Source organism: Methylobacterium sp. WSM2598, from assembly GCF_000379105.1.
GTDB lineage: Bacteria > Pseudomonadota > Alphaproteobacteria > Rhizobiales > Beijerinckiaceae > Methylobacterium.
The window spans coordinates 7,014,699-7,039,285 of sequence record NZ_KB900609.1 but is presented as its reverse complement, the minus strand read 5'-3'; the positions used below and the strand labels follow the sequence as shown (position 1 = coordinate 7,039,285).

At 74.6% G+C, this 24,587-nt stretch carries 20 protein-coding genes; 12 read left to right on the top strand and 8 right to left on the bottom strand.

The annotated features are described in order from the left end of the window. Positions 1-290 precede the first annotated feature (290 nt). The gene (locus MET2598_RS0132755; RefSeq protein ID WP_012335629.1) at positions 291-935 is read left to right on the top strand and encodes a DUF47 domain-containing protein; all 645 of its coding nucleotides are present in this window, start codon (positions 291-293) and stop codon (positions 933-935) included. Positions 936-942: 7 nt separating this feature from the next. Beyond that, positions 943-1,947, top strand: a complete 1,005-nt coding sequence (locus MET2598_RS0132750; RefSeq protein ID WP_018263714.1) for an inorganic phosphate transporter — start codon at positions 943-945, stop codon at positions 1,945-1,947. On the opposite strand, the gene MET2598_RS43630 is transcribed toward MET2598_RS0132750, so the two are convergent. After that, on the bottom strand, positions 1,920-2,576 hold the full coding sequence (locus tag MET2598_RS43630; RefSeq protein WP_157182310.1) for a methyl-accepting chemotaxis protein: 657 nt from the start codon (positions 2,574-2,576) through the stop codon (positions 1,920-1,922). The two genes, MET2598_RS0132750 and MET2598_RS43630, sit on opposite strands and share 28 nt — an antisense overlap. Positions 2,577-3,005: 429 nt before the next feature. Here MET2598_RS43630 and MET2598_RS0132740 point away from each other — a divergent pair, with 429 nt between their 5' ends. From MET2598_RS0132740 to MET2598_RS0132715, 6 genes are all read left to right on the top strand, one after another. Further along, positions 3,006-3,488, top strand: coding sequence for an NlpC/P60 family protein (locus tag MET2598_RS0132740; protein WP_012335631.1), 483 nt, complete (start codon positions 3,006-3,008; stop codon positions 3,486-3,488). Then, complete coding sequence (locus tag MET2598_RS0132735) at positions 3,485-7,390, top strand: baseplate multidomain protein megatron (RefSeq protein ID WP_018263710.1); 3,906 nt, start codon at positions 3,485-3,487, stop codon at positions 7,388-7,390. Before MET2598_RS0132740 ends, MET2598_RS0132735 begins: the two co-directional genes overlap by 4 nt. After that, on the top strand, positions 7,383-8,963 hold the full coding sequence (locus MET2598_RS43185; RefSeq protein ID WP_018263709.1) for a DUF2793 domain-containing protein: 1,581 nt from the start codon (positions 7,383-7,385) through the stop codon (positions 8,961-8,963). Before MET2598_RS0132735 ends, MET2598_RS43185 begins: the two co-directional genes overlap by 8 nt. 12 nt (positions 8,964-8,975) lie before the next feature. Continuing rightward, positions 8,976-9,326 (top strand): hypothetical protein, encoded by a 351-nt coding sequence (locus MET2598_RS0132725; RefSeq protein WP_018263708.1) that lies wholly within the window; start codon positions 8,976-8,978, stop codon positions 9,324-9,326. A gap of 63 nt (positions 9,327-9,389) precedes the next feature. Then, positions 9,390-10,019, top strand: coding sequence for a lysozyme (locus MET2598_RS0132720; RefSeq protein ID WP_018263707.1), 630 nt, complete (start codon positions 9,390-9,392; stop codon positions 10,017-10,019). A gap of 60 nt (positions 10,020-10,079) precedes the next feature. Beyond that, positions 10,080-10,271, top strand: coding sequence for a hypothetical protein (locus MET2598_RS0132715; RefSeq protein ID WP_012335635.1), 192 nt, complete (start codon positions 10,080-10,082; stop codon positions 10,269-10,271). A gap of 333 nt (positions 10,272-10,604) precedes the next feature. Here the strand turns inward: MET2598_RS0132715 and mobA are convergent, their stop codons facing one another. Then, the gene (gene mobA / locus MET2598_RS0132710; RefSeq protein WP_018263706.1) at positions 10,605-11,234 is read right to left on the bottom strand and encodes a molybdenum cofactor guanylyltransferase MobA; all 630 of its coding nucleotides are present in this window, start codon (positions 11,232-11,234) and stop codon (positions 10,605-10,607) included. Further along, positions 11,231-12,355: an Mrp/NBP35 family ATP-binding protein gene (locus MET2598_RS0132705; protein ID WP_012335637.1), complete on the bottom strand. Its 1,125-nt coding sequence runs from the start codon at positions 12,353-12,355 to the stop codon at positions 11,231-11,233. Before MET2598_RS0132705 ends, mobA begins: the two co-directional genes overlap by 4 nt. A gap of 193 nt (positions 12,356-12,548) precedes the next feature. Here MET2598_RS0132705 and MET2598_RS0132700 point away from each other — a divergent pair, with 193 nt between their 5' ends. Both MET2598_RS0132700 and MET2598_RS0132695 read left to right on the top strand, forming a co-directional pair. After that, entirely contained in the window at positions 12,549-13,151 is a 603-nt protein-coding gene (locus MET2598_RS0132700; RefSeq protein WP_012335638.1) for an RNA polymerase sigma factor, read from the top strand. 187 nt (positions 13,152-13,338) lie between these two features. After that, on the top strand, positions 13,339-15,303 hold the full coding sequence (locus MET2598_RS0132695; RefSeq protein WP_018263705.1) for a vWA domain-containing protein: 1,965 nt from the start codon (positions 13,339-13,341) through the stop codon (positions 15,301-15,303). A 355-nt stretch (positions 15,304-15,658) separates the two neighbouring features. Here the strand turns inward: MET2598_RS0132695 and MET2598_RS0132685 are convergent, their stop codons facing one another. The 3 genes from MET2598_RS0132685 to argH form a co-directional block, all read right to left on the bottom strand. Then, complete coding sequence (locus MET2598_RS0132685; RefSeq protein WP_012335641.1) at positions 15,659-15,940, bottom strand: hypothetical protein; 282 nt, start codon at positions 15,938-15,940, stop codon at positions 15,659-15,661. Between the two features lie 118 nt (positions 15,941-16,058). Further along, on the bottom strand, positions 16,059-16,841 hold the full coding sequence (locus MET2598_RS0132680) for an SDR family oxidoreductase (RefSeq protein ID WP_012335642.1): 783 nt from the start codon (positions 16,839-16,841) through the stop codon (positions 16,059-16,061). Positions 16,842-17,026: 185 nt separating this feature from the next. Then, the gene (gene argH / locus MET2598_RS0132675; RefSeq protein WP_026191056.1) at positions 17,027-18,415 is read right to left on the bottom strand and encodes an argininosuccinate lyase; all 1,389 of its coding nucleotides are present in this window, start codon (positions 18,413-18,415) and stop codon (positions 17,027-17,029) included. On the opposite strand from argH, the gene tlpA reads away from it, so the two are divergent. Continuing rightward, positions 18,414-19,067: a thiol:disulfide interchange protein TlpA gene (gene tlpA / locus MET2598_RS0132670; protein WP_026191055.1), complete on the top strand. Its 654-nt coding sequence runs from the start codon at positions 18,414-18,416 to the stop codon at positions 19,065-19,067. The genes argH and tlpA overlap by 2 nt on opposite strands. Positions 19,068-19,179: 112 nt before the next feature. Here the strand turns inward: tlpA and MET2598_RS0132665 are convergent, their stop codons facing one another. Beyond that, on the bottom strand, positions 19,180-19,614 hold the full coding sequence (locus tag MET2598_RS0132665) for a hypothetical protein (protein WP_012335645.1): 435 nt from the start codon (positions 19,612-19,614) through the stop codon (positions 19,180-19,182). A gap of 103 nt (positions 19,615-19,717) precedes the next feature. Here MET2598_RS0132665 and nhaA point away from each other — a divergent pair, with 103 nt between their 5' ends. Next, positions 19,718-20,917 (top strand): Na+/H+ antiporter NhaA, encoded by a 1,200-nt coding sequence (gene nhaA / locus MET2598_RS0132660; protein WP_018263701.1) that lies wholly within the window; start codon positions 19,718-19,720, stop codon positions 20,915-20,917. A 72-nt stretch (positions 20,918-20,989) separates the two neighbouring features. On the opposite strand, the gene dnaE is transcribed toward nhaA, so the two are convergent. Continuing rightward, positions 20,990-24,496: a DNA polymerase III subunit alpha gene (gene dnaE / locus MET2598_RS0132655; protein ID WP_018263700.1), complete on the bottom strand. Its 3,507-nt coding sequence runs from the start codon at positions 24,494-24,496 to the stop codon at positions 20,990-20,992. Positions 24,497-24,587: the final 91 nt, after the last annotated feature.

Below are 24,587 nucleotides of genomic sequence, written 5' to 3'. Positions count from 1 at the left end.
GGATCGGCCCGTCCACGCGCCGCGGGATGCGCGTCACCGCCAAGCATCCGCCCGCCGAGGCCGGAGCGACCGGGGAGCGTCCGATCCGCGCCTGCGGCGGAGCCGGGACCGCATCCGAGACCAGTCCCGAGCGCGCCCGCCTGCCGCAGCGGCAAGGACCGTCGTGCCCGGTCCGGACCGGTTCGGGCCGGGCTCGGCACGACCCGCTCGGGACGAACAAACGGCCTGTTTGCAAGTTAGCCGGCTTTCCAGAGAAGCGCCTGCGGGCGGTCGGACGAGGCAGGTGGGGCATGCTGGGCTGGTTTCGCGCGCTGATGCCGAAGGAGGACCGCTTCTTCGACCTGTTCGAGCGGCACGCCGACACCCTGGTCGCGGCGGCCGAGGCGCTGCAGGACCTGCTCAAGGGCGGGGAGGACGTGCCGCGCTACTGCCGGATCATCGCCGAGCGCGAGCACGAGGCGGACGACATCTCCCGCGAGGTGCTGCAGGCCGTGCGGCGCAGCTTCATCACCCCGTTCGACCGCGGCGACATCAAGGACCTGATCCAGTCGATGGACGACGCCATCGACCAGATGAACCGCACCGCCAAGGCCATCACCCTGTTCGATGTGCGCCGGTTCGATCCGATCATGCAGGAGCTGGGCGGTACGGTGCTGGAGGCCGCCCGGCTCACCGCCCAGGCCGTGCCGCTCCTGAAGGCGATCGGCCCGCAGGCGGGCCGCCTCGCCATGCTGACCGAGCTGGTGGTCAAGGTGGAGGGCCGCTCCGACGCGTTGCACGAGCAGGGCCTCAAGTCCCTCTACCGCGCGCACGGGCGGACCGATCCCATGGCCTACATCGTCGGCAGCGAGATCCTGGGCCACCTGGAGGACGTGGTCGACCGCTTCGAGGACGTCGCCAACGAGATCAGCGGCATCGTGATCGAGAACGTGTAGGGCGGCGATGACCGACGCCCTCGCGCTGCCGGCGCTCACCGGCCTCATCGCCGTCGCGCTCCTGTTCGACTTCCTCAACGGCCTGCACGACGCGGCCAACTCGATCGCCACCATCGTCTCGACCCGGGTGCTGCGGCCGCATTACGCCGTGGTCTGGGCGGCCTTCTTCAACTTCATCGCCTTCCTGTTCTTCGGCCTGCACGTCGCCCAGACGCTCGGCACCGGCATCGTGGAGGCGAGCCTGGTCGATGCCCGCGTGATCTTCGGCGCGCTCGTGGGGGCCATCGCCTGGAACGTGCTGACCTGGGTGCTCGGCATCCCGTCGAGCAGCTCGCACGCGCTCGTGGGAGGGCTCGTCGGGGCGGGGATCGCCAAGGCGGGCTGGCAGGCGGTGGTCTGGGGCGGGCTCGGCAAGACCGCGGCGGCCATCGTGCTCTCGCCCCTGCTCGGGTTCCTGCTCGCGCTCCTGCTGGTGCTGATCGTCTCGTGGGGGTTCGTGCGCTCGACGCCCTTCGCGGTCGACCGCACCTTCCGCCACCTGCAATTCGTCTCGGCCTCGCTCTACTCGCTCGGCCACGGCGGCAACGACGCGCAGAAGACGATGGGGATCATCGCGGTGCTGCTCTACAGCCAGGGGCACCTCGGGAGCGCGTTCTTCGTGCCGCTCTGGGTGGTTTTGTCCTGCCAGGCGGCGATGGCGGCCGGCACGCTGCTGGGCGGCTGGCGGATCGTGCGCACGATGGGCTCGCGCATCACGCGGCTCACGCCGATGCAGGGCTTCTGCGCCGAGACGGGCGGGGCGCTGACGCTGTTCGGGGCGACTTGGCTCGGGATCCCGGTCTCGACCACGCACACCATCACCGGGGCGATCATCGGGGTGGGGGCGGCCCGCCGCACCTCCGCGGTGCGCTGGGGGGTGGCGAGCAACATCGTGGTGGCCTGGGTGCTCACCCTGCCCGCGGCGGCGCTGATCGGCGCGGGCGCCTACGGTCTCGCAGTGCTGATGTCCTGACCGGGGCCCTGCCGCGGCCGGTTCCCCGTCCCGGACCGGGCCGAGGAGGGCGGCCCGGCGAGGGTCTCCGTCGCCGCGGCGGTCTGGCCCGCGAGCGCCTTCACCTCGCTGGCGACGACCGCGAAGCCGCGCCCCGCCTCGCCGGCCCGGGCCGCCTCGATCGTGGCGTTGAGCGCCAGCAGGTTCGTCTGCCCGGCGATGCTGGCGATCAGCGCGACCACGTCGCCGATCCGCTCCGCCGAGGCCGACAGCTGACGGAGCATCGCGTCGGTCCGCTCCGCGTCCTCGCAGGCGCGCTCGGCGATGGCGGAGGAGCGGGCGACCTGGCCGGCGATCTCCTGGATCGAGGCCGCCATCGCCTCGCTCGCCGCGGCCACGGTCTGCACGTTGGCGGCGGCCTGCTCCGCCGCGGAGGCGACCGAGACCGCGTGCGCCGTCGTCGCGTCCGCGGTCCCGTTCATCGAGCGGGCAATCACCGCCATCTCGGCCGAGGAGGCGGAGAGGCCCCGCGTCAGGGCGGAGACCTGCGCCTCGAACTGCCGGGTGAGCGCGTCGAGCACCTGCGCGCGGCGCGTCCTGGCGGCGTTCTCGACGGCGCCGGCCTCGTCCGCCTCGCGCTTGGCGATCATCGCGTCCTTGAACACCTGGACGGCGCGCCATCGCGCCGATCTCGTCGCGGCGCGCGGTGCCCTCGACCGGCACGGCGAGGTCGCCCCCGGCCAGCGGCGTCATGGTCGCCGTCGCGGCGAGGAGCGGGCGCGTGACGCCGACCAGCACGGTGACCAAGCCGAGCACGCTCGCGACGACGGCCAGCGCGAGGCACGCGGTCAGCGCCATCTTGGCCCATGCCGCGGAGATCCGAGCACGCTCGAATTCGCTGCGCGTCTCACGGAGCTGGTAATCCGAGAGGCGCGTAAGCACCTCGTTGGTCGGTTTCATCATCTCGTTGAGCGAGAGATGCGCCGCACCGTAGCCGTCGAGGGACATCGATCGTGGGCGTTCGGGTGCGGTCGCGATAGGCGGCTTCCATCCGGGCCGCCCGTGCACGGGTGCCCGGAATGAACGCGGATCCTCATCTCACCCGCGCCCGCGTGGTCGCGACCGCCCGGGCGTGGCGCGGCACGCCCTACCACCACCAGGCGGCGCTGAAGGGGCTCGGCTGCGACTGCCTCGGCCTGGTGCGGGGCGTCTACGCCGAACTCTACGGGCGCAGCCCCGAGGAGCCGCCCCCCTACGCCCCGGGCTGGGCCGAGAGCGCCGCGCTCGGACCGGACGGCCCGGCCGAGCCCCTGCGCGACGCCGCCCGCCGCCACCTCGCCGAGATCCCGCCCCCCGAGGCGCTGGCCGGCGACGTCCTGCTCTTCCGCTGGCGCGACGGCCTGCCCGCCAAGCACTGCGCCATCCTCACCGCCCCCCTCGCCGGGCCGGCGCCCCGGATGCTCCACGCCTATGACGGCCACGCCGTCCTCGAATGCAGCCTCCCCCGCGCCTGGTCGCGGCGCATCGCCCACGCCTTCCGCTTCCCGGGCCTCCGCGCATGAGCACCCTCGTCCTCTCCTATGCCGGCAAGGCCGCCGGTACCGCCCTGGCCGGCCCGCTCGGCGGCCTCCTCGGCGGCGTCGCCGGTGCCGGCCTCGGCGGCGTCCTCGACCGCGCCCTGTTCGGATCCCGCCCCAGGCCGCAGATCAACGCGGGGCCGCGCCTCTCCGAGCTCTACGTCACCGCCTCCAGCGAGGGCGCGGCGATCGCCCGCGTCTTCGGCCGCGCCCGCGTCGCCGGCCAGATCATCTGGGCCACCAAGCTCCGCGAGGAGCAGCACGTCGAGACGGTGAAGACCCGCGGCGGCAAGGGCGCGCCCACCCAGAAGACCTACAACGTCACCTACACGTACAGCGTCAGCCTCGCGGTCGCCCTCTGCGAGGGGCCGATCACCGCCATCGGCGAGATCTACGCCGACGGCAAGCCGCTGCGGCTCGCCGATTACCAGGCCCGCATCTACCTCGGCGACGAGGCGCAGGGGCCCGATCCCAAGATCGAGGCCGTCGAGGGGGTCGCCCCCGCCTATCGCGGCCTCGCCTACATCGTGGTCGAGGACATGCCGCTCGCCGCCTTCGGCAACCGCGTGCCGGTGATCACCGCCGAGGTCATCCGGCGCCCGCCCCGCGCCGATGGTCGCCCGGCGCTGGAGGACCTCGTCACCGCCGTGACCCTGATCCCGGCCATGGGCGAGTTCGTCTACGCCACCACCCCGGTGACCGCGAACGCCTTCGGGGCGCTCGCCGGGCAGAACACCGTCTCGGGCGCGGTCGACCTCGTCCGCGCCCTCGACCAGCTTCAGGCCGAGGCGCCGGCCTGCCGCCACGTCTCCCTCGTCGTCGCCTGGCAGGGCACGGACCTGCGCCTCGCGGCCTGCCGCATCGTCCCCAAGGCCGAGGCGGCGCGGAAGACCACCGACCTGCCCTGGAGCGCCAGCGGCCTCGCGAGGGCGCAGGCGCAGCTGGTCAGCCGCGACCCGGACGGCAACCCGTTGATCGGCGGGGCGCCCTGCGACCTCTCGGTGGTGCAGGCGATCCGCGAGCTGAAGCGGCGCGGGTTCTCGGTGACGCTCTACCCGTTCGTGATGATGGACGTGCCGGCCGGCAACGGCCTGCCCGACCCCTATGGCGGCCCGGAGCAGGCGGCCTTTCCCTGGCGCGGGCGCGTCACCTGCGATCCGGCGATCGGCCGGCCCGGCAGCCCGGACGGAACGCCCGCCGCCGCCGACCAGGTCGCCGCCTTCTTCGGCCGCGTCGCCCCGGCCGACCTCGCCTGGAGCGGCGGCACGGTGACCTGCGCCAGGGCCGAGTGGAGCTTCCGCCGCTTCATCCTGACCTGCGCCCGGCTCGCCGAGGCGGCGGGCGGGGTCGACGGCTTCCTGATCGGCTCCGAGATGGTCGGGCTGACCGCGCTGCGCTCCGGCCCCGGCCTCTTCCCGGCGGTGGCGCAGCTGCGCGCGCTCGCCGCCGACGCGCGCGCCATCCTCGGGCCCGGCACGGCGATCGGCTACGGGGCGGACTGGACCGAGTACGCCAACCATCGCCCGCAGGACGGCAGCGGCGACGTCTACTTCCACCTCGATCCGCTGTGGGCCGACCCCAACATCGACTTCGTCGGGATCGACAACTACATGCCGCTCGCCGATTGGCGCGACGGCTTCGGCCACCTGGACGCGCGGCGCTTCGCGAGCGTCGACGACCCCGCCTATCTCGCCGGCAACGTCGCCGGGGGCGAGCTGTTCGACTGGTTCTACCCGACGCAGGCCGACCGCGATGCGCAGAACCGGGTGCCGATCCGCGACACCGCCCACGGCGAGGACTGGGTGTTCCGGCTCAAGGACCTGCGCGCCTGGTGGGCCAACCCCCACCACGACCGGCCGGGCGGGGTGCGCCGAGCCACGGCCACGGCGTGGGTGCCGCAGTCGAAGCCGATCCGCTTCACCGAGCTCGGCTGCCCGGCGGTCGACAAGGGCGCCAACCAGCCCAACGTCTTCGTCGACCCGAAATCCTCGGAGAGCCTCCTGCCGTACTTCTCGAACGGCCGGCAGGACGTGGCGATGCAGCGCGCCTTCCTGGAGGCGGTGCTGCGCCACTGGCGGGCGCCGGAGGCCAACCCGGTCTCGGCAGTCTATGGCGGGCGCATGGTCGATGCGGAGCGGATCTTCGTGTGGACCTGGGATGCGCGGCCCTACCCGGACTTCCCGCGCCAGGTCGGGGTGTGGAGCGACGCGCCGAACTACGCGCTCGGGCACTGGCTCAACGGCCGGCTGACCCTGGGCAGCCTGCCGGACGTGGTGGCCGACCTGTGCCGGGGCACGGGGGTCGAGGTCGACGTCTCGGCCCTGCGCGGGGTGGTGTTCGGCTACGTGGTGGCGGAGGTGCAGGCCCCGCGCGACAGCCTGGCGCCGCTGCGCACCGCGTTCTTCTTCGACGGGGTCGAGAGCGGCGGGGTGCTGCGCTTCCGGCCGCTCGCCCGGGCGCCGGTGGCCCGCTTCACGCAAGCGGATCTGGTCGCCGCGGGCCAGGGCCCGGATTTCCGGCGCACCCGGACCGAGGAGGCGGCGCTGCCGGCGGCGCTGTCGCTGAGCTTCGTCGATCCGGCGCGGGGCTACCAGAGCGCGGCGGTCGAGGCGCGCCGGCTCTCCGGCCGGGCGGCCTCCGTGTCGCGGGTGAGCCTGCCGCTCTGCCTGGAGGAGGGGGCGGCGCGGGGCCTGGCGCAGGCGCTGCTCTACCAGGCGGTGGTCGAGCGCGAGGCGGTGACCGCGACCCTGCCGCCCTCGGCCCTGGCCCTGGAGGTCGGGGACGTGGTCGCGCTCGACCTCGCCGGCAGCCCGGTCGAGGTGCGGCTGACCCGGCTCGGCCTGGAGGCGGGCCGGCCCTTCTCCGCCGTGCGGGCGGATGCGGGGGTCTACGCCTACCGGGACGGGGGCGGGACCGGGCGGGCGCCGGCACCGCCGGCGGCGGTGGGGGTGGGGCTGTTCCGCATCCTCGACCTGCCGCTCCTGAGCGCGCAGGCGGTGCCCCACGCGCCCTCCTTCGCGGCCTACACGGTGCCGTGGTCGCCGGTGAGCGTGCTGCGGGCGCTCGCCGGCGGGGCGCCGGAGGCGGACGCCCTGATCCAGGCGCGCTCGATCATCGGCGAGCTCGTGGCCGACCTGTTCCCGGGCCCGACCGGGCGCTGGGACCGGGTGAACGAGGTGTTCGTGCAGGTGCCGCCCGGCGCCGAGCTGGTCTCGGCCTCCGATCTCGACGTCCTGAACGGCGCCAACACGGCGGCCCTGCTCGGGCCCTCGGGCGCGTGGGAGGTGCTGCAATGGGCCGGCGCCACCCTGCTGGGGGCGGGCCGCTACCGGCTCACCGGGCTCCTGCGCGGGCAGCTCGGCACCGAGTTCGCCATGGGCACCCCGACGCCGGCCGGGGCGGCGTTCGTGGTGCTCTCGCAGGCCCTGGTGCAGTCGGGCATGCCGGCCTCGGCGCGGGGGCTGCCGCAGGACTTCCGCTGGGGGCCGGCGGCGCGCGGGCCGGAGGAGCCCTCCTACGCCGCGGCCCGCGTGACGGTGACGGGGGCGGGGTTGCGGCCCTACGCGCCCGTGCAGGCGCGGCTGCGGCGGCGCGAGAGCGGCGACCTCGACCTGTCCTGGATCCGGCGCACGCGGCGGGACGGGGACAGCTGGGACCAGGTCGAGGTGCCGCTGGCCGAGGAGACGGAGGCCTACGCGGTGGACATCCTCTCCGAGACCGGCGCCGTGCGGCGCAGGCTGGCGGCGGCGGGCCCGTCCCTGACCTATCCGGTGGCCGAGCAGGCGGCCGATTTCGGCGGCCCGGTGCGGCGGCTCACCGTGGCGATCTGTCAGGTCTCGGCCGCCTACGGCCGGGGCACCCCCTTGAGGATCACGCTCGATGTCTGAGGCCACCCCCAACCTGGCGCTGCCGCTGCTGGCGGCCGCGCAGGCGCAGAAGCACGTGACGCACAACGAGGCGCTGATGGGCCTCGACACGCTGGTGCAGCTCGCGGTGCTGGACAAGGACCTGCTCGCCCCGCCGGCCTCGGCGGCGGAGGGGGACCGCTACCTGCTCGCCGGGGCGAACCCGACCGGGGCCTGGGCGGGCTGGGCGGGGCGGGTGGTGCGCTACCAGGACGGGCGCTGGCTGTCGTTCATCCCCCGGCCGGGCTGGCTGGCCTACGTGGTGGACGAGGGCGACCTCTACACCTATGCGGCCGCGCCGGCCGGCGCGGCCGGGCCGGCCGGCGGCGGCGCGTGGGTGGGCTTCCGGAGCAGCCTGAGCGCGCTGCAGAACCTGGCGCGGCTCGGGATCGGCACCACGGCCGACGCCGCCAACCCGTTCGCCGCCAAGCTGAACAAGGCGCTGTGGGCGGCGCTGCCGGCGGCGGAGGGCGGCAGCGGCGACCTGCGCTACACGCTCACCAAGGAGGCGGCCGGCAACACGCTCTCCCTGCTGCTGCAATCGGGCTGGTCGGGGCGGGCCGAGCTCGGGCTGACCGGGGACGACGACCTGCACCTGAAGGTCTCGGGCGACGGGGCAACCTGGACGGAGGCGCTGCGGGTCGACCGGGCCACCGGCGGGGTGGATTGGCGGGCGGCCGAGGCGAGCGTGGCGGCGGGGCCGAGCGTGGATCTCGGGGCGGTGAACGCGCTGTGCGTGACGCTGACCGGGGCCGCGACGGTGACGAGCTTCGGCAGCGCGCCGCGGCGGCTGCGGCTCCTGCGCTTCTCGGGCGCGATCGGGCTGACGCACGACCCGGCGCGGCTGATCCTGCCCGGCGGCGCCACCCTGGTGACGGCGGCCGGGGACACGGCGCTGGCGACCTCGGACGCGGCGGGGGCCTGGACGGTGCGGGCCTACAGCCGCGCGAGCGGCAGGGCGCTGGCCGGGCCGGCCGCGGCCGAAATCGCCGACGCGACGGCGACCGGCCGCGCCGTGCTGACCGCGGCGAGTGCGGCCGCGGGGGCGAGCGCGCTGGGGCTTGGGAGTGAGAGCGCGCCGACCTTCGCCGGGCTGACCATCTCCGGTTGGTCGACGTTCAGCGCGGGCACGGCGTCGTTCATCGGCACAACCGGGACGATAGCAGTCGCCTCTGGGACACCCCGACTCGAAGTCAGGGCTGGCACTGGCACCGGTGATGCCGCGTTTATGGCGTTCCACCGGCCGGGCCAGTTCGCGGCCTATTTCGGCCTCGACGTCGACAACGCCTGGAAGGTCGGCGGCTGGTCCATGGGGGCCAACGCCTACAGGATCTTCCACCAGGGCTTCCGCGACGCCACGAAGGCCGACCTCTCCGGAGCGGCCTTCGCGGGCCCGGTGCGGCTGCCGGGCTACACGGTGGCGACGGTGCCGAGCGCGGCGGCCGCGGGGGCGGGCGCGCAGATCCACGTCGCGAACGAGGCGGGAGGCCCGGTGCCGGCCTTCAGCGACGGGGCGACCTGGCGGCGGGTGACCGACCGGGCGGCGATTTCCTGAGGGGGCCTGAGGATGGCGATCGAGAAGACGGTGCACCTCTACGAGGTGCTGTTCCGGATTGCGGCGAGCGGTGCGATCGCGGCGCACCGCAAGGACCTGGAGCGGGTGGCGGATCCGGCGACGGGCGAGGTCTACGCCGAGCGCGAGACGGATCCGGTGCCGATCGCCGGGGCGGAGGTCGCGGCGGTGCTGGGGGAGGTGCTGAGCGCGATGACGGCGGAGCGGGACGCGAAGGCGGCGGCGCTGGCGACGGCGGAGGCCGAGCGGGAGGGGCTGCGCCGGCAGCTCGCGGCGGCGACGGCCGAGCGCGACGCGCTGCTGCGCGAGGCCGCCCGTCCGCCCGCCGCGGCGCCCGCGGCCTGAGCGGCCGCCCCGCCGCACGACCCGCGGCCGCCTCGGGCGGCCCCTCTCTCCCGGAGGCACGTCGTGGACTTGTCACCCATCGGCCGCGCGGTCCTGCGGGCGCGCGAAGGCGAGCGGCTGACCGCCTACAAGGACAGCGTGGGCGTCTGGACCATCGGCGTCGGGATCACCACGGCCTCCGGGCTGATCGTGGTCAGGCCCGGGCTGCGCATCACGCGAGCCGAGAGCGCCCGGCTCTTCGCGCAGGCGGTGGAGACGTACGTCGACCCGGTGCGCAGGGCGCTGGCGAAGCCGGTGCCGCAGGAATTCTTCGATGCCTGCGCGAGCCTCGCCTACAACATCGGCCCGGTGCGCTTCGCGGAATCGACCATCGTCCGCAAGGCCAATGCGGGCGACCTCGCGGGGGCGGCGGAGGCGTTCCTGCTGTGGAACCGGCCGGCCGCGATCCTGCCGCGGCGGCGGGCGGAGCGCGACCAGGCGCGGACGCCCTACGCGCGGGCCCTGCCGAGGGCGCGCGCCGGCGACGCGGCGCCGGTGCCGGCCGGGCCGCCGCCCGGGCCCGCGCCGCGGCCGCCCGACCCGATGGCGCCGCTCACCCGCCCGGGACCGGCCCGGCCCGCCCCCTCCGGCGGGCCTTCCGCTGCCGGCCGGGCCGCACCGGCGCCCTCGGGCCGGACGCTCGCGCGGGGCTGATCCGCGCGGCCCTCGATGTCTCGCGCGCCGCCGGACGGCGCGCCAACCTGGAGAGAGACGATGACCAAGATCCTGACGCCCGGGGTGGTGACCGGGCTGCTCTCGGCGGCGGCGGTGGCGGCGAGCCTGGCGGGCCGGCCGGCCCTGGCGGCCTTCTTCCAGGATCCCGGCACGGCCGCGAACGTCCTGGCCCTCCTCGGCGCGGCCGGCGCGCTCGCGGCCGGCTTCCTCAAGGGCGCGCGGACCGGGTGACCGGCCGGCGTCTCCCGCTGCAAGTCTTCGCGAGACCGCGCATGGCGGCCGGGCGCGATCCGGCTGTCGTTCGCCGCCGAAGACCGGGCCCGGCTTCGGGAACGCTGCGTTCCGGGGGCGCCGTTCCATGGGACAGCGCTGCCCGTGGCGCAGCGGCATCCTCGGCGCTCCGCCTCCGGGGGGCTCGACGCGGATGCGCGCAGGTTCCCGTTTCGTTGCCGGGGCGCCTGTGCTCTTCTGGTCTCCTCTCAGAGGTCGTTCCTTGGCCCGGCTGCCCCGCGCAGCCGGGCTTTTTCCTTTCGCGGCTCGGTGGCACTGCCGCGCCGAGACGGCTCAGCGCCCGTGGCGGGCGGCGAGCGCCTCGGCCAGGGCCAGGTCGTCGGGCGTGTTGAGGTTCAGGAACGGATCGACCGGCTCGGACGGCCACGCCGCCTCGGCGGTGCCGTGCCGGGCGATCCACTGCCCGACCCGCCGCAAGCCCTCCGTCACCAAGGCCGCCCGCAGGTCGTCGCGCAGCACGACCGGCCAGAGCCCGTCCACGTAATGCGCCCGGCCCCCCGACGCGGCCGTGGCGAGGGGCGTGCCGGCCGCCGCGCGGGCGGCGTGGAGCCGGGCCACGAAATCCCCCGGCAGGAAGGGCGTGTCGCCCGCCACCGTGGCCACGAAGGCGACGCCCGGGTGATGTGCGGCGGCGTGGTCGAGCCCGGCCAGCACCCCGGCGAGCGGACCGGGCGCGTCCGGCACCGAATCGGGCAGGACAGGCCCCGCGAAGGCGGGCCGGAAGCGCGCCGGATCGCCGTTGGCGCTCAGGACCACGCCCGCGGCGCATTGCGGCGCGAGCCGCGCGGCGACCCGCGCCAGCAGCGTCTCGCCGCCGAGCCGCAGCAGGGGCTTGTCGCCGCCCCCCATCCGCCGGGCGAGGCCGCCGCCCAGGATCACCCCGAGGGTGGGCGGGACGCTCACTCGATGACGATCCGCGGCGGCGTGCGGCCGGCGGGAGCCCCCGACAGGCCCGCCCAGAGGCGCGCCGCGATCTCCCGGTAGATCGCGGCCTGGGGCCCGTCCGGGTCCACCGCCACGACGGGACGGCCCGCATCCGAGGATTCGCGGATCGCCATCGTCAGCGGCACCTCGCCGAGGAAGGGCACGCCGAGGCGCTCCGCCTCGTGGCGCGCCCCGCCATGCCCGAAGATGGCCGAGGCCTGCCCGCAATGCGGGCAGACGAAGGTCGCCATGTTCTCGACGATGCCGAGGATCGGCACCTCGACCCGCTTGAACATCGTCACGCCCCGCCGCGCGTCGATCAGCGCGAGGTCCTGCGGCGTCGAGACGATCACCGCGCCCGCGAGCGGGGTCGCCTGGGCCAGGGTGAGCTGCGCGTCGCCGGTGCCGGGGGGCATGTCGACCACCAGCACGTCGAGGTCGCCCCAGGCCACCTCGCGCAGGAGTTGGGTGAGGGCCGATTGCACCATCGGCCCGCGCCAGATCATCGCCGTCTCGGCCTGGATCAGGAAGCCGATCGACATCACCGGCATGCCGTAGCCGGAGAGGGGCACGATCCGCTGGCCCTCCGGCGTCGACACCGTCTCGGGCTTCCGGTCGAGGCCGAACAGCTTGGGCACCGAGGGGCCGTAGATGTCGGCATCGAGCAGGCCGACCTTCAGGCCCTGCGCCTTCAGGGCCAGGGCGAGGTTGCAGGCGGTGGTCGACTTGCCGACCCCGCCCTTGCCGGAAGCCACCGCGACCACGTGGCGGATGCCGGGCAGCGCCGGCCCGGGCCGGGGCGCCCCGCCGGGACCGGCCGGCCGCTTCGGCGGTTGCGGCCGGGCCTGCGGCCGCTCGGACGTGAGGCTCGCGAGCGCGCCCGTCACCCCCGGCAGCCTGAGCACGGCGACCTCGGCGGCCCGCCGCACCGCCTCGAAGGCCTCGGCCTCGCTCGGATCGATCCCGATCGAGAACATCACCCGGTCGCCCGGGCCGATCACGATCTCGGAGAGGCGCCCCGAGGCCGGAAGCGGAGTGCCCTTCTGGTCCACCGTCACGCCCGACAGCGCCTGCAGCACGTCCTCACGGGTGATCGCCACGTCTCGTCACTCCTGGCGGGCGGGAAGGCGCCCGGTCCCTCATGCGTGCATGTAACCTTGCGGGTGCGAAACACCAGAGTGCGCCGGCGCGCGGCTTGGATCGGGCGAATGCGCTTCAAGGCGGCTCCAAGGATTCCGTCGCCCGCCGCGTCCAAGGGGGCGAGCGCGGCCGCGGGGCCGCCGGGATCGTCCGATGCGGGACCTCGCCATGCTCCACCCCGACACGCCGCCGGCTTCCCCGAAGGCCGCGATCCCGCCGCCCGATCCCGACGCGGACCTGGTCGCGCGAGCGGGGCAGGGCGATCGAGCGGCCTTCGAGACGCTGCTGCGGCGCCACTACGACCGGCTGCACCGCGTCGCGTGGCGCATGACCGGCTCCCGGGAGGATGCGGAGGACCTCGTGCAGGAGGTCTGCTGCGCCCTGCCGGCCAAGCTCGCCGGGTTCCGGGGCGAGGCGCGGGTCGCGACCTGGCTCACCGGGATCCTGATCAATGCCTGCCGCGACCATCACCGCCGCCGGGGCGCGCTGGACCGGCTCCGGCGGGGGCTCGCCGTCTGGGCCGGCCTCGCCCGGCCCCCCGACGGACGCGACCTCTACCGGCGGTCTTGGCTCGCAGGGGAACTCGCCCGGCTCGACCCGGCCCTGCGCGCGACCGTCATCCTGGTCCACGGCGAGGGACTGACCCACGCCGAGGCGGCCGCCGTTCTCGGCCTCGCCGAATCCACCGTCTCGTGGCGCCTGCACGACCTGCGCCGCCGTCTCAAGGCCTCCGGGGAGGAAAGCCATGGCGCCTGATCCCGCCCTCACGCCCCCGCCCGCCCCCTCGCCGCAGGCGCGCGAGCGCGCGGTTGCGGCGGCGCTCGCGCGCTTCGACGCGCTGCACGGCGAGGCTCAAGGATCCGGTGTCCAAGGATCCGGTGTCCAAGGATCCGGCGCGCCGGTGCGTCCGAGGGAGCGGCAGATCCTCGGGAGACCTCCCCTCATGCGCCGCGCCCGCCCGCTCATCGCCGCCGCCCTGATGACCGCGCTCGCCGGTCCCGCCGCCTGGACCATCCTGCGCGAGGATCGCGCCCGCGAGGATCGCGCCCGCGAGGATGCCGAACCGCCCGCACCCGCCGCCCCGGCCTCCGGGGCGGACCGGCAGAATTCCGCCGGGCCCGAGGCCCGACCCGCGCCCCGGGCGCAGGCCGCGCCGATCCCGGACGCGGCGCCGCCCCCGCCGGTCCTGACCCCGCCGATCCTGCCCGCGCCGCGCCCGGCCGCTCCGCCCGCCGCCGTCGCGCCCCGGGCGGCGGGCGCGCCGCCGGTTCCCGCCCCCGCGCTGGACCGGAACCGCGCCGGCGAGGCCGATGCGGGCCGCACCCTCCAGGCCTTCCGGTCCTCGGGAGGCTTCCGGTTCGAGGCCTCGCCGCGAGGCCCGGCCGCGATGGCCCGGGCGGCCGGCGAGACCGCCCCGGTCCCGTCCGAGCCCGTCGGCCGCGACCGCTTCGCCAACGCGCCGGAGGGGGGCTTCCGCATCACCCGCGAGGCCCCGGTCTCGACCGTCTCCCTCGGGGTGGACACGGCCTCCTACGGTATCGTGCGCGACGCCCTGAACCGCAACCACCTGCCGCCGCCCGCGGCGGTGCGCACCGAGGAATTGATCAACTACTTTCCCTACGCCTATCCGGCGCCGGCGAGCCCCGACGCGCCGTTCCGGGTGACGGCCTCGGTCTTTCCGAGCCCCTGGGCCGAGGGCCGCAAGCTCCTCCACATCGGCATCCGGGGCTACGCGGTCGCCCCGGCCGAGCGCCCGCCGGCGAACCTCGTCTTCCTGGTCGACACGTCCGGCTCGATGGCGGCGCCCAACCGGCTGCCCCTGGTCAAGCAATCCCTCGCCATGCTGCTCACGACCCTGGATGCCCGCGACCGCGTCGCCCTCGTCGCCTATGCGGGCGAGGTCGGCACCGTGCTGGAGCCGACGCCCGCCGGCGAGGCGGGCCGGATCCTGGCGGCGATCGAGACCCTGCAGGCGCATGGCAGCACGGCGGGCGGGGAGGGGATCCGGCAGGCCTACGCCCTCGCGGCGCGCCACTTCGACCCGAAGGCGGTCAACCGGGTGATCCTCGCCACCGACGGCGACTTCAACGTCGGCATCACCGGCCGGGACGAGTTGACCGGCTTCGTCGCCCGCGAACGCCGGAAGGGCATCTTCCTGTCGGTCCTCGGCTTCGGGATGGGCAACCTCAACGACGCGCTGATGCAGGCCCTGGCCAAGGACGGCAACGGCGTCGCCGCCCACATCGACACCGCCCAGGAGGCCCGCAAGGTGCTGGTGGAGGAGGCGACCTCGACCCTGATCCCGATCGCCAGGGACGTGAAGATCCAGGTCGAGTTCAATCCCGCGACCGTGGCCGAGTACCGGCTGATCGGCTACGAGACCCGCCCCCTCGACCGGGCCGATTTCGCCAACGACGAGGCCGATGCCGGCGAGGTGGGCTCCGGCCAGACCGTGACGGCCCTCTACGAGATCGTGCCCGCGGACGGGAAGCGGGTGACCGGCGACCTGCGCTACGCCCCCCGCGAGGCGGCGCCCGCCCCGGCGAGCCGCGACTACGCCCACGTGGCGATCCGCTTCAAGCGCCCGGACGCGCGCGAGAGCACGCTGATCGAGACGCCGGTCGGCCCGGAAGGCGAGGCCGCGCGCTTCGCCGAGGCGCCGCAGGAGGCCCGGTTCGCCGCCGCGGTCGCGGCCTTCGGGCAGATCCTGCGCGGGGGCAAGCATACCGGCCGCTTCTCCCTCGACGACGTGATCCGCATCGCCGCCCCGGCCCGGGGGGACGACCCCTTCGGCTACCGGGCGGAGTTCCTCGGCCTCGTGCGGGCGGCCAAGGTCGCGCCGGGCCTGCCCGCCCAGAACCTGCCCGCCCAGAACCTGCCCGGCGCGGGCCTGCCCGGGCCGCGGTGAGGGGCCGCGCCTCCTGTGCTGCACCGCACCGCCGGGCCCCGGCCGGCGCCGTATTCCGGTCGCCAGCAGAACGGACCTGCCAAGCCCACGGAGGCAGCCATGCGCGAGCGGATCGAGGATCTCGGCTTCATCATCAAGATCGCCGGACTGGCGATGCTGGGCAGCCTGCTCACCAGCCTGTTCGCCTGATCCGGGATCCGCTTGATCGAAGCGGATCCCGGATCCCAAGCCCGCGCGGCGCCTGAGCGACGCCGACATCCGCATGGCCGAGATGGGAGATGGCGCAGCCATCAACCGGATGGCGGATGCGGCGCCCGCGTCCCGACCCGGGGCGGCTCCCCGCGAGGGCGCCGCGTCAGGCCCGGGAGGCCGGGCCGTAGAGGAGATGCCGGAAGGCGCTGCGGATCGGCGCCTCCGGCTCCTCCAGGAGAGGGCCCCGGTCGGCCCCGATCCCGTCCGCGAGGAGCTGGGCCGCGAAGACCGCCCCGGCCTCGCCGGTCATCCGCTCCTCGACCCGGTCGAGCAGGCGCTCGGCCTCCTCCGCTCCCAGGAGCTTTGCCCGCAGCAGCGTGCGCATCAGTTCCGTCGTGAGCGCCTCGAGCGCCCGGAGCCGGTCTTCGAGTTCGAGCGTCCCCACGGCGTCCCCCTGGCGGGTTGATATCCCGCTATCCTCGCCGGGAGGTTGCAACGTCCCGCAAACGCGGTCGCTCGATTTCGAGCGATGCCGCGTGGTCCGGACGGCGGCCGCCCGCGGCTCAGACCGACCGGATCGCGCCGCCGTCGACCCGGATCATGCTGCCGGTGACGTAGGAGGCCCGCGCGGAGGCGAGGAAGCAGGCCACGTCGGCGAATTCCTGCACGCGGCCGTAGCGGCGGGCGGGGATCGCCGCGCGGGCGGCCTCGGCGATCTCGGCCGGGCTCTTGCCCTGCGCCTTGGCGTTGGCGGCGTCGAGCTCGCCGGTCCGGTCGGTCTCGATGCGGCCCGGCAGGATCATGTTGACGGTGACGCCCTCGGCCGCGACCTCGCTCGCCAGCGTCTTCGCCCAGCCGGCCAGCGAGGCGCGCAGCGCGTTCGACATCACGAGGTTGGGGATCGGCTGCTCGACGCCGCTCGACGCCACGATCAGGATGCGCCCGAAGCCGCCCTGCCGCATGCCCGGCAGGACGAGGCCGGCGAGCCGGATCACCGGCACCACCATGGCGTCGAATTGCGGCGCCCAGGCCTCAGGCGCCACATTGGTCGCTTGGCCGGCCGGCGGGCCACCCGTGTTGGCGACCAGGATGTCGACCCCGCCGAGATGCTGCTGCGCGGCCGCGTGGATCGCCTCGACGCTGTCCTTCAGGTCGCCCGCGACCGCGAAGGCGCGGCCCTGGCCGCGGGCGTTGATGGCCGCCACCGCCTGGTCCAGGCGCTCGCCGCTGCGCGCCGCGAGGAGGACGTTCGCCCCCTCCGCGGCGAGACCCTCGGCGATGCCGCGCCCGAGGCCGCGGCTCGACGCCAGGACGATGGCGCGCTTGCCCGTGAGGCCGAGATCCATGGGGTGTCCTCCGTTCCAATCATAAGCTGTCCGGAAGATCACTTCCGGCCAGCGCATGACAAGCCCGCGCGGCGCGTGAGCGAGGCCGAAATCCGCATTGCGACGCAATCCGTCGGATCACGAGCCCGCGCGGCGCTTGAGCGAAGCCGAAATCCGCATTGCGACGCAATCCGTCGGATTTCGGATCACTGCGTGTCGCCGAGCGCGGCGAGCCAGCGCTCGGCCTGCGCCCGCACGTTGGCGGGCGCGGTGCCCCCATAGCTGGTGCGGCTCGCCACGGAATTCTCGACGCCGAGCACGGCGTAGACCGCCTCCGTGATGCGAGGCTCCTCCTCCCGCATCTCGGCGAGGCTCAGCGCCTCCAGCCCCACCCCCCGGGCCGAGGCCCTGCCGACGAGGCGGCCGGTGACGTGGTGGGCGTCGCGGAAGGGCAGGCCGAGTTCCCGCACCAGCCAGTCGGCGAGGTCGGTGGCAGTGGCGTAGCCCGCGCCCGCCGCCGCCTTCAGCACCTCCGGCACCGGCTCGAGGTCGCGCACCATCCCGGTCATCGCGGCGAGGCAGAGCGAGAGGGTCTGGAGCGCGTCGAAGGTGCCCTCCTTGTCCTCCTGCATGTCCTTCGAATAGGCGAGGGGCAGCCCCTTCATGACGATGAGGAGGCCGGCCAGCGCCCCGATCACCCGGCCGGCCTTGGCCCGCACCAGTTCGGCGGCGTCCGGGTTGCGCTTCTGCGGCATGATCGAGGAGCCGGTGGTGAAGCGGTCGGAGAGCCGCACGAAGCCGAACTGGGCCGAGGTCCAGACCACGATCTCCTCGGCGAAGCGCGACAGGTGCACGGCCGCGATCGCGGCGGCCGCGAGGGCTTCGAGGGCGAAGTCGCGGTCGGCGACCGAGTCGAGGGAATTCGCGGTCGGCCGGTCGAAGCCGAGCGCCGCCGCGGTGGCGTGGCGGTCGATCGGGAAGGAGGTGCCGGCGAGCGCCGCCGCGCCGAGCGGGCACTCGTTGAGCCGCGCGCGCGCGTCGCGGAAGCGCCCGCGGTCGCGGCCCAGCATCTCCACGTAGGCCAGTAGGTGGTGGCCGAAGGTGACGGGCTGGGCCGATTGCAGGTGGGTGAAGCCCGGCATCACGGTGCCGGAATGCGCGAGGGCGAGCGCCGCCAGCGCCCGCTGCAGGTCGGCGGCCTGGGCGTCGAGGGCGTCGAGGGTGTCGCGCACCCACAGGCGCATGTCGGTGGCGACCTGGTCGTTGCGCGAGCGGGCGGTGTGCAGGCGGCCCGCGGCCGGCCCCACGAGTTCGGTGAGCCGGCTCTCCACATTCATGTGGATGTCCTCGAGGGCGCGCTGGAACGTGAAGGCGCCGGACTCGATTTCCGCCTGGACCGTCTTGAGGCCGGCCTCGATCGCCGCCACATCCGCCTGCGGCAGGATCCCCGTCTTCCCCAGCATCGCCACGTGGGCGAGCGAGCCCCGGATGTCCTGGGGGGCGAGGCGCTTGTCGAAGCCGATGGAGGCGTTGATCTCCTCCATGATCTCGGCGGGGCCGCTCGCGAAGCGCCCGCCCCACATCCGGTTGCTCATGTCCGCACCTCATCTCGCCCGCACGCCGCTCGCCCTCGCCCTGGGAGGCGGGATCGCCGCCGCGGCACTGGCGCTCGGCGCCGCCCTATACGCCGCGGGCAGTCCGGGCAACAGCGGCGCCTGCCGGGCGGCCGCCGCGACCGCCGCCCGGGTGGCGCCCTTCTCCCGCGGCGAGGTCGCGGCGCTGCAGGTCGATCCCGCCCCCAGACCCGCCCCCGCCCTGTCCTTCACGGGGCCGGACGGCAGGCCGCGCAGCCTCGACGACCTCCGGGGGCGGACCGTGCTCCTGAACCTGTGGGCGACGTGGTGCGCCCCCTGCAAGGCCGAGATGCCGTCCCTCGACCGGCTCCAGGCGGCGCTCGGGGGGCCGGATTTCGAGGTCGTGGCGATCAACCTCGACACCCGCAACCCGGAGCGCCCGCCCGCTTGGCTGCGCGAGAACGGGATCGCGCGGCTCGCCTACTACGCCGATCCGGGCGGGCGCGTGCTGCCGGTGCTGCAGAAGAGCGGGGAGGTGGTGGGGCTGCCGACCACGCTCCTCCTCGACAAGGCCGGCTGCGAGATCGGCGTCATGAAGGGCCCGGCCGAGTGGGCGAGCGAGGACGGGCTCGCGCTGGTGCGGGCGGCGCTCGGCCGCCTGCCGCCGGGCTGAGCGGGGCGCCCCTGCGGGCCCCCCGGCCCGCCCTGCGGGCCCCCCGGCCCGCCCTGCGGGCCCCCCGGCCCGCCCTGCGGGCCCCCCGGGCCGCCCTGCGGGCCGGCGGTGGTCAGCCCGCCGCGAACCCGACCGTGATCCGCCCGCCGAGCGCCCGCGCGGCCGCCTCGATCGCCTCGATCTCCGTGGCGTGGTCGGGATCCAGGATCTGCCTCACCTGCGCGACGGGGCATCCGAGCCGCGCCGCGAGGGCCTCCTCGCCGAGCCCGCTCAGGTGCCGCAGGACGTGGAGCGACGCCTTCGCGGCGAGCCGCGCGGGCAGCACCACCCGGTAGGTCTCGGCCCGCGTGGCCGGGCTCGGCAGGGAGAGGTGCTCGCCGTTGGCCATGGCGAAGTAGGCGAGCGCGGTGAGGGACTTGGTCATCCCGTCGAGGGCCGCCTCGACGCTCGCGCCGGACGCCATCGCGGCGGGCTCGCCCGACGCGTAGGCGTGGTAGCGTCCCTCCTCCCACCGCAACTCGACCGGGTAGCTCCAGGTGAGGTCCATCAGGTGTCTCCGTCGCGGGGGGCGTGCCGATCGGGCCCGGGCGCCCGAACGGGGGTCCAACCCGCGGCGTTGAACCCACTCTCGATTCCTGGCAGGGGGCCCCATGACCGCACAGCGCCCCCCCCGCCGGTTCCCGCGGCCGCTCTCGGCCCTGCGCAGCCTCCTCTCCAGCAGCGCCGGCGGCGGCGTCGCGCTGATGGGCAGCGCGCTGCTCGCCCTCGTCGTCGCCAACGGCCCCCTCGGCGAGGCCTACGCGCACGGGCTCCACGCCGAGGTCGGGCCGCTCAGCCTGCTCCACTGGATCAACGACGGCCTGATGGCGGTCTTCTTCCTGCTGGTCGGGCTGGAGATCAAGCGCGAGTTCCTGGACGGGGGCCTGCGCACCTGGCCGGACCGGGCGCTGCCCGGCATCGCGGCGCTCGGCGGCATGATCGCGCCCGCCCTCGTCTACGCCGCCCTCAACTGGCACACGCCCGCCACCCTGCGCGGCTGGGCGATCCCCGCCGCCACCGACATCGCCTTCGCGCTCGGCGTGCTGGCGCTGCTCGGCTCCCGGGCCCCGGTCTCGCTCAAGGTCTTCCTGACCGCGCTCGCGATCCTCGACGATCTCGGCGCGGTGCTGATCATCGCGCTCTTCTACACGGCCGACCTGTCCTGGCCGATGCTCGGCCTCGCCGCCGGGATCACCGCGATGCTGTTCACCCTCAACCGGGTCGGCCTGCGCCGGCTCGGGCCCTACCTGATCCTGGGGGCGGCCCTGTGGCTGGTGGTGCTGCGCTCGGGCCTGCACGCCACGGTGGCGGGCGTGATCCTGGCGCTGGCGATCCCCTGCCGCCCGAGCCCGGGCCGGCCGGACGACGCGCATTCGCCCCTGCACGCCCTCGAACACGCGCTCCAGCCCGTCGTCGCCTACGCGATCGTGCCGATCTTCGGCTTCGCCAATGCGGGCGTGTCGCTGCGCGGGCTCGGGCTCGACGCGCTCGTCGCCCCGGTGACGCTCGGCGTCGCGGCGGGGCTCTTCCTCGGCAAGCAGGTCGGCGTCTTCGGCGGGGTCTGGCTCGCCGTGAGGGCCGGCCTCGCCAAGAAGCCCGCGGGGGCGACCTGGCAGCAGATCTACGGGGTGGCGCTGCTCTGCGGCATCGGCTTCACCATGAGCCTGTTCATCGGCGCGCTCGCCTTCGCGCCCCATCCCGAATTCGAGGCCGAGACCAAGCTCGGGGTGCTGCTCGGCTCGCTCGCCTCGTCGCTCGCCGGGGCGCTGGTCCTGTCGCTCGCGGCGCGCAGGATGCCGCCCGAGGCGTGATCCTGCGGGACCCGCGACCGGGCCATCGGCGCGGATCGGCGGGAGGGCGCCGCGCCTCAATTCACCTCGACCTCAATTCACCTCGACCTGCACCACCCCCGGCACCGCCCGGAGCGCGCCGGCGATCTGCGGGCTCGCCTGGTAGCGGTCCCTCAGCTTCACCTCGACCTCGCGCTCGCCCCCGTCGAGGATCAGGATCAGCGAGACCTCGCCCTCGCCGCGGGTGGTGAGCCGCTGCTGCACGCTCGGGATCGGGCGCTCGTCGCGCAGGTAGATCCGCATGCCCTTCTGGTAGCGGGCCACCGCCTGGTCGAGGGGCTCGCAGGTCTGGATGCGGGCGCGCACGTCCTCGCCCTCGGCACTCGCCTGGAGCTGGAGGGCGAGCGCCCGCCCGGGTTCCAGCAATTCGCGGTATTGCTGCAGCCCCTCCGAGAACACGATCGCCTCGAAATGCCCGGTCTGGTCCGAGAGGTTGACGATGCCGAGCTTGTTGCCGGTCTTGGTGCGCCGCTCCGAGCGGTCGAGCACCGTGGCGGCGACCCGGCCGACGCTGTTGCCGGCCCGCACCGAGCGGCAGAACTCGACCCAGGTCTGGACGCGCAGCTTCTTGAGGAGCTCCCCGTACTCGTCGAGCGGGTGGCCCGACAGGAAGAAGCCGACCGCCTCGTACTCCTTCTTGAGCCGGTCGGCGGCCGGCCAGGGATCGTAGGGCGGGATGCGCAGCGCCACCGTGGCGGCGGCGACGCCCCCGAACATGTCGGTCATCCCGACCGTCTCGGCCTCGAGCGCGCCCTGCGCCAGGCGCAGCATCGGCTCGATCGCCGCGAAGGCCCGCGCCCGGTCGGGCTCGATCTCGTCGAGGGCGCCCGCGCCGACGAGGCTCTCCAGCGTGCGCTTGTTGACCAGCCGCGGGTTGAGGCGGCGGGCGAAGTCGCCGAGGTCGCGGAAGGGCCGGTCGCCCCGCGCCTGCACGATCGCCTCGACCGCGGCCCGCCCCACGCCCTTGATCGCCGCGAGCGCGTAGCGGATCGTCCCGTCATGCACCTCGAAGGTGACGCCGGAGCGGTTCACCGACGGGGGCTCGACCTTGATCGCCAAGCGCTGCGCGTCCTGGCGCAACTCGGCGAGCTTGTCGGTGTCGTCGAGGTCCTGGGACATCGAGGCGGCCAGGAACTCGACCGGGTAGTTCGCCTTCAGGTAGGCGGTCTGGTAGGTGATCAGCGCGTAGGCGGCCGCGTGCGACTTGTTGAAGCCGTAATCCGCGAACTTGGCCAGCAGGTCGAAGATCTCGTTGGCCTTGGCCTTGTCGAGGCCGCGCTCCATCGCCCCCTTGAGGAAGCGGTCGCGTTGGGCGTCCATCTCGGCCTTGATCTTCTTGCCCATGGCGCGGCGCAGGAGGTCGGCGTCGCCGAGCGAGTAGCCGGCGAGCACCTTGGCGACCTCCATCACCTGCTCCTGGTAGACGATGATGCCGAAGGTCTCGGCCAGGATCGGCTCCAGCTTGGGATGGGGGTACCAGACCGCCTCGTTGCCGGCGTCGCGCCCGAGCTTGCGCTCGCAATAGACCGGGATGTTGGCCATCGGGCCCGGCCGGTAGAGGGCGACGAGCGCGATCAGGTCCTCGAAGCGGTCGGCGCACATCTCGACGAGCGCCTTGCGCATGCCCGCCGATTCCACCTGGAACACGCCGACCACCTCGCCCTTGCGCAGGCGCTCGTAGGTGAGCTCGTCGTCGAGGGGCAGGGCCGCGAGGTCGAGGGTGATGCCGCGCTGCTCGAGCAGGTCGGTGGCGCCGCGCAGCACCGTCAGGGTCTTGAGGCCGAGGAAGTCGAACTTCACGAGGCCGGCCTGCTCCACCCACTTCATGTTGAACTGGGTGACCCGCATGCCGGTCTTCGGGTCGCGGTAGAGCGGCACCAGCGCCTCGAGCGGCCGGTCGCCGATCACCACGCCGGCCGCGTGGGTCGAGGCGTGGCGGTGCAGGCCCTCCAGCTTCTTGGCGATCTCCATGAGCCGGGCGACGACCGGCTCCTCCTCCATGGCGCTCTGCAGCCGCGGCTCGCCCTCGATGGCCTGGACGAGGGTCACCGGGTTCGCCGGGTTCTGCGGCACCAGCTTGGTGAGCTTGTCGACCTGCCCGTAGGGCATCTCCAGCACGCGGCCGACGTCGCGCAGCACGCCGCGGGCGAGCAGCGTGCCGAAGGTGATGATCTGCGCGACCTGGGCCTCGCCGTAGCGGCTCTGCACGTACTCGATCACCCGCTCGCGCCCGACGACGCAGAAGTCGATGTCGAAATCCGGCATCGAGACGCGCTCGGGGTTGAGGAAGCGCTCGAACAGCAGGCCGAAGCGGAGCGGGTCGAGGTCGGTGATGAGGAGCGACCACGCCACCAGCGAGCCCGCGCCCGAGCCGCGGCCGGGCCCGACGGGGATGTCGTTGGCCTTGGCCCACTTGATGAAGTCCGAGACGATCAGGAAGTAGCCCGGGAACTTCATCTTGGTGATGATGCCGATCTCGTAGGCGAGCCGGTCCCGGTAATCCTGCTCGCTCAGCCCCTCGGCGGGGCCGGCCTCGGCGAGGCGGCGCGCCAGCCCGGCCTCCGCCTGCCGCTTCAGCTCCCCCGCCTCGTCGAGGGCGGGATCGCCCGCCGGGGGGGGGGAGCCCGCCTGCGCGGCATCCCTCGCCGCCGGCCCGCCGCTCACCCCGAAGCTCGGCAGGATCGGCTTGCGGGTGCGCACCCGGTAGGCGCAGCGCATCGCGATCTCGACGCTCGCCGCGAGCGCGTCCGGCAGGTCGCGGAAGAGCTCGGCCATGGCCGCGCGGGTCTTGAAATCGTGGCGCGGCGTGAGCCGGCGGCGCTTCTCGTCCGAGACGAGGCGGCCCTCCGCGATGGCGAGGAGCGCGTCGTGCGCCTCGTAATCCTCGGGACGCGCGAAGAACGGCTCGTTGGTGGCGACCAGGGGCAGGCCGTGGCGATCGGCGAGGCCGATCAGCTCGGCCTCGACCGCCCGCTCGTCGGGCAGGCCGTGGCGCTGGATCTCGACGTAGAGGTGATCCTCCCCGAAGGCCTCGACGAGCCGCGCGAGGCGGCCCGCCGCGTGCTCCGGCCGCGCCGCCCGCAGGCAGGAATCGAGCGGGCCGCCGGGCCCGCCGGTGAGCGCGATCAGCCCCGGCGCGCAATCCCGCAGGGCCTCGACCGGGACCCGGGGCGCCTCGCCGAGGGGACCGTCGAAATAGGCGAGGCTCGCGAGCTTCAGGAGGTGGCCGTAGCCGGTCTCGTCCTTGGCGAGCAGCACGAGGTGGGGCAGGGGCGCGGGCCCGCCGCGCTGGCCGGGCTCGGGCGCCTCGAACAGCACCGAGAGCTGGATCCCGGCGATCGGCTGGATGCCGAGGCCGGCCGCCTTCTCGGAGAATTCCAGCGCCCCGAACAGGTTGTTGGTGTCGGTGAGCGCCAGCGCCGGCTGGCGGTCGCCGGCCGCCGCCTTGACGAGGTCGCCGAGCTTCAGCGCCCCCTCCAGCAGCGAGTAGGAGGAATGGGTGTGGAGGTGAACGAAGCCGACGTCCTTGAGAACCCGCACCCGGCGCCCTCCGCGTGTGCCGCTTGGAGCAGGGGAGCTTTGCAGGCTCGGCCGGAGAGAGTCAGCAGGGGCGCGGCCACACCGGCCGGCA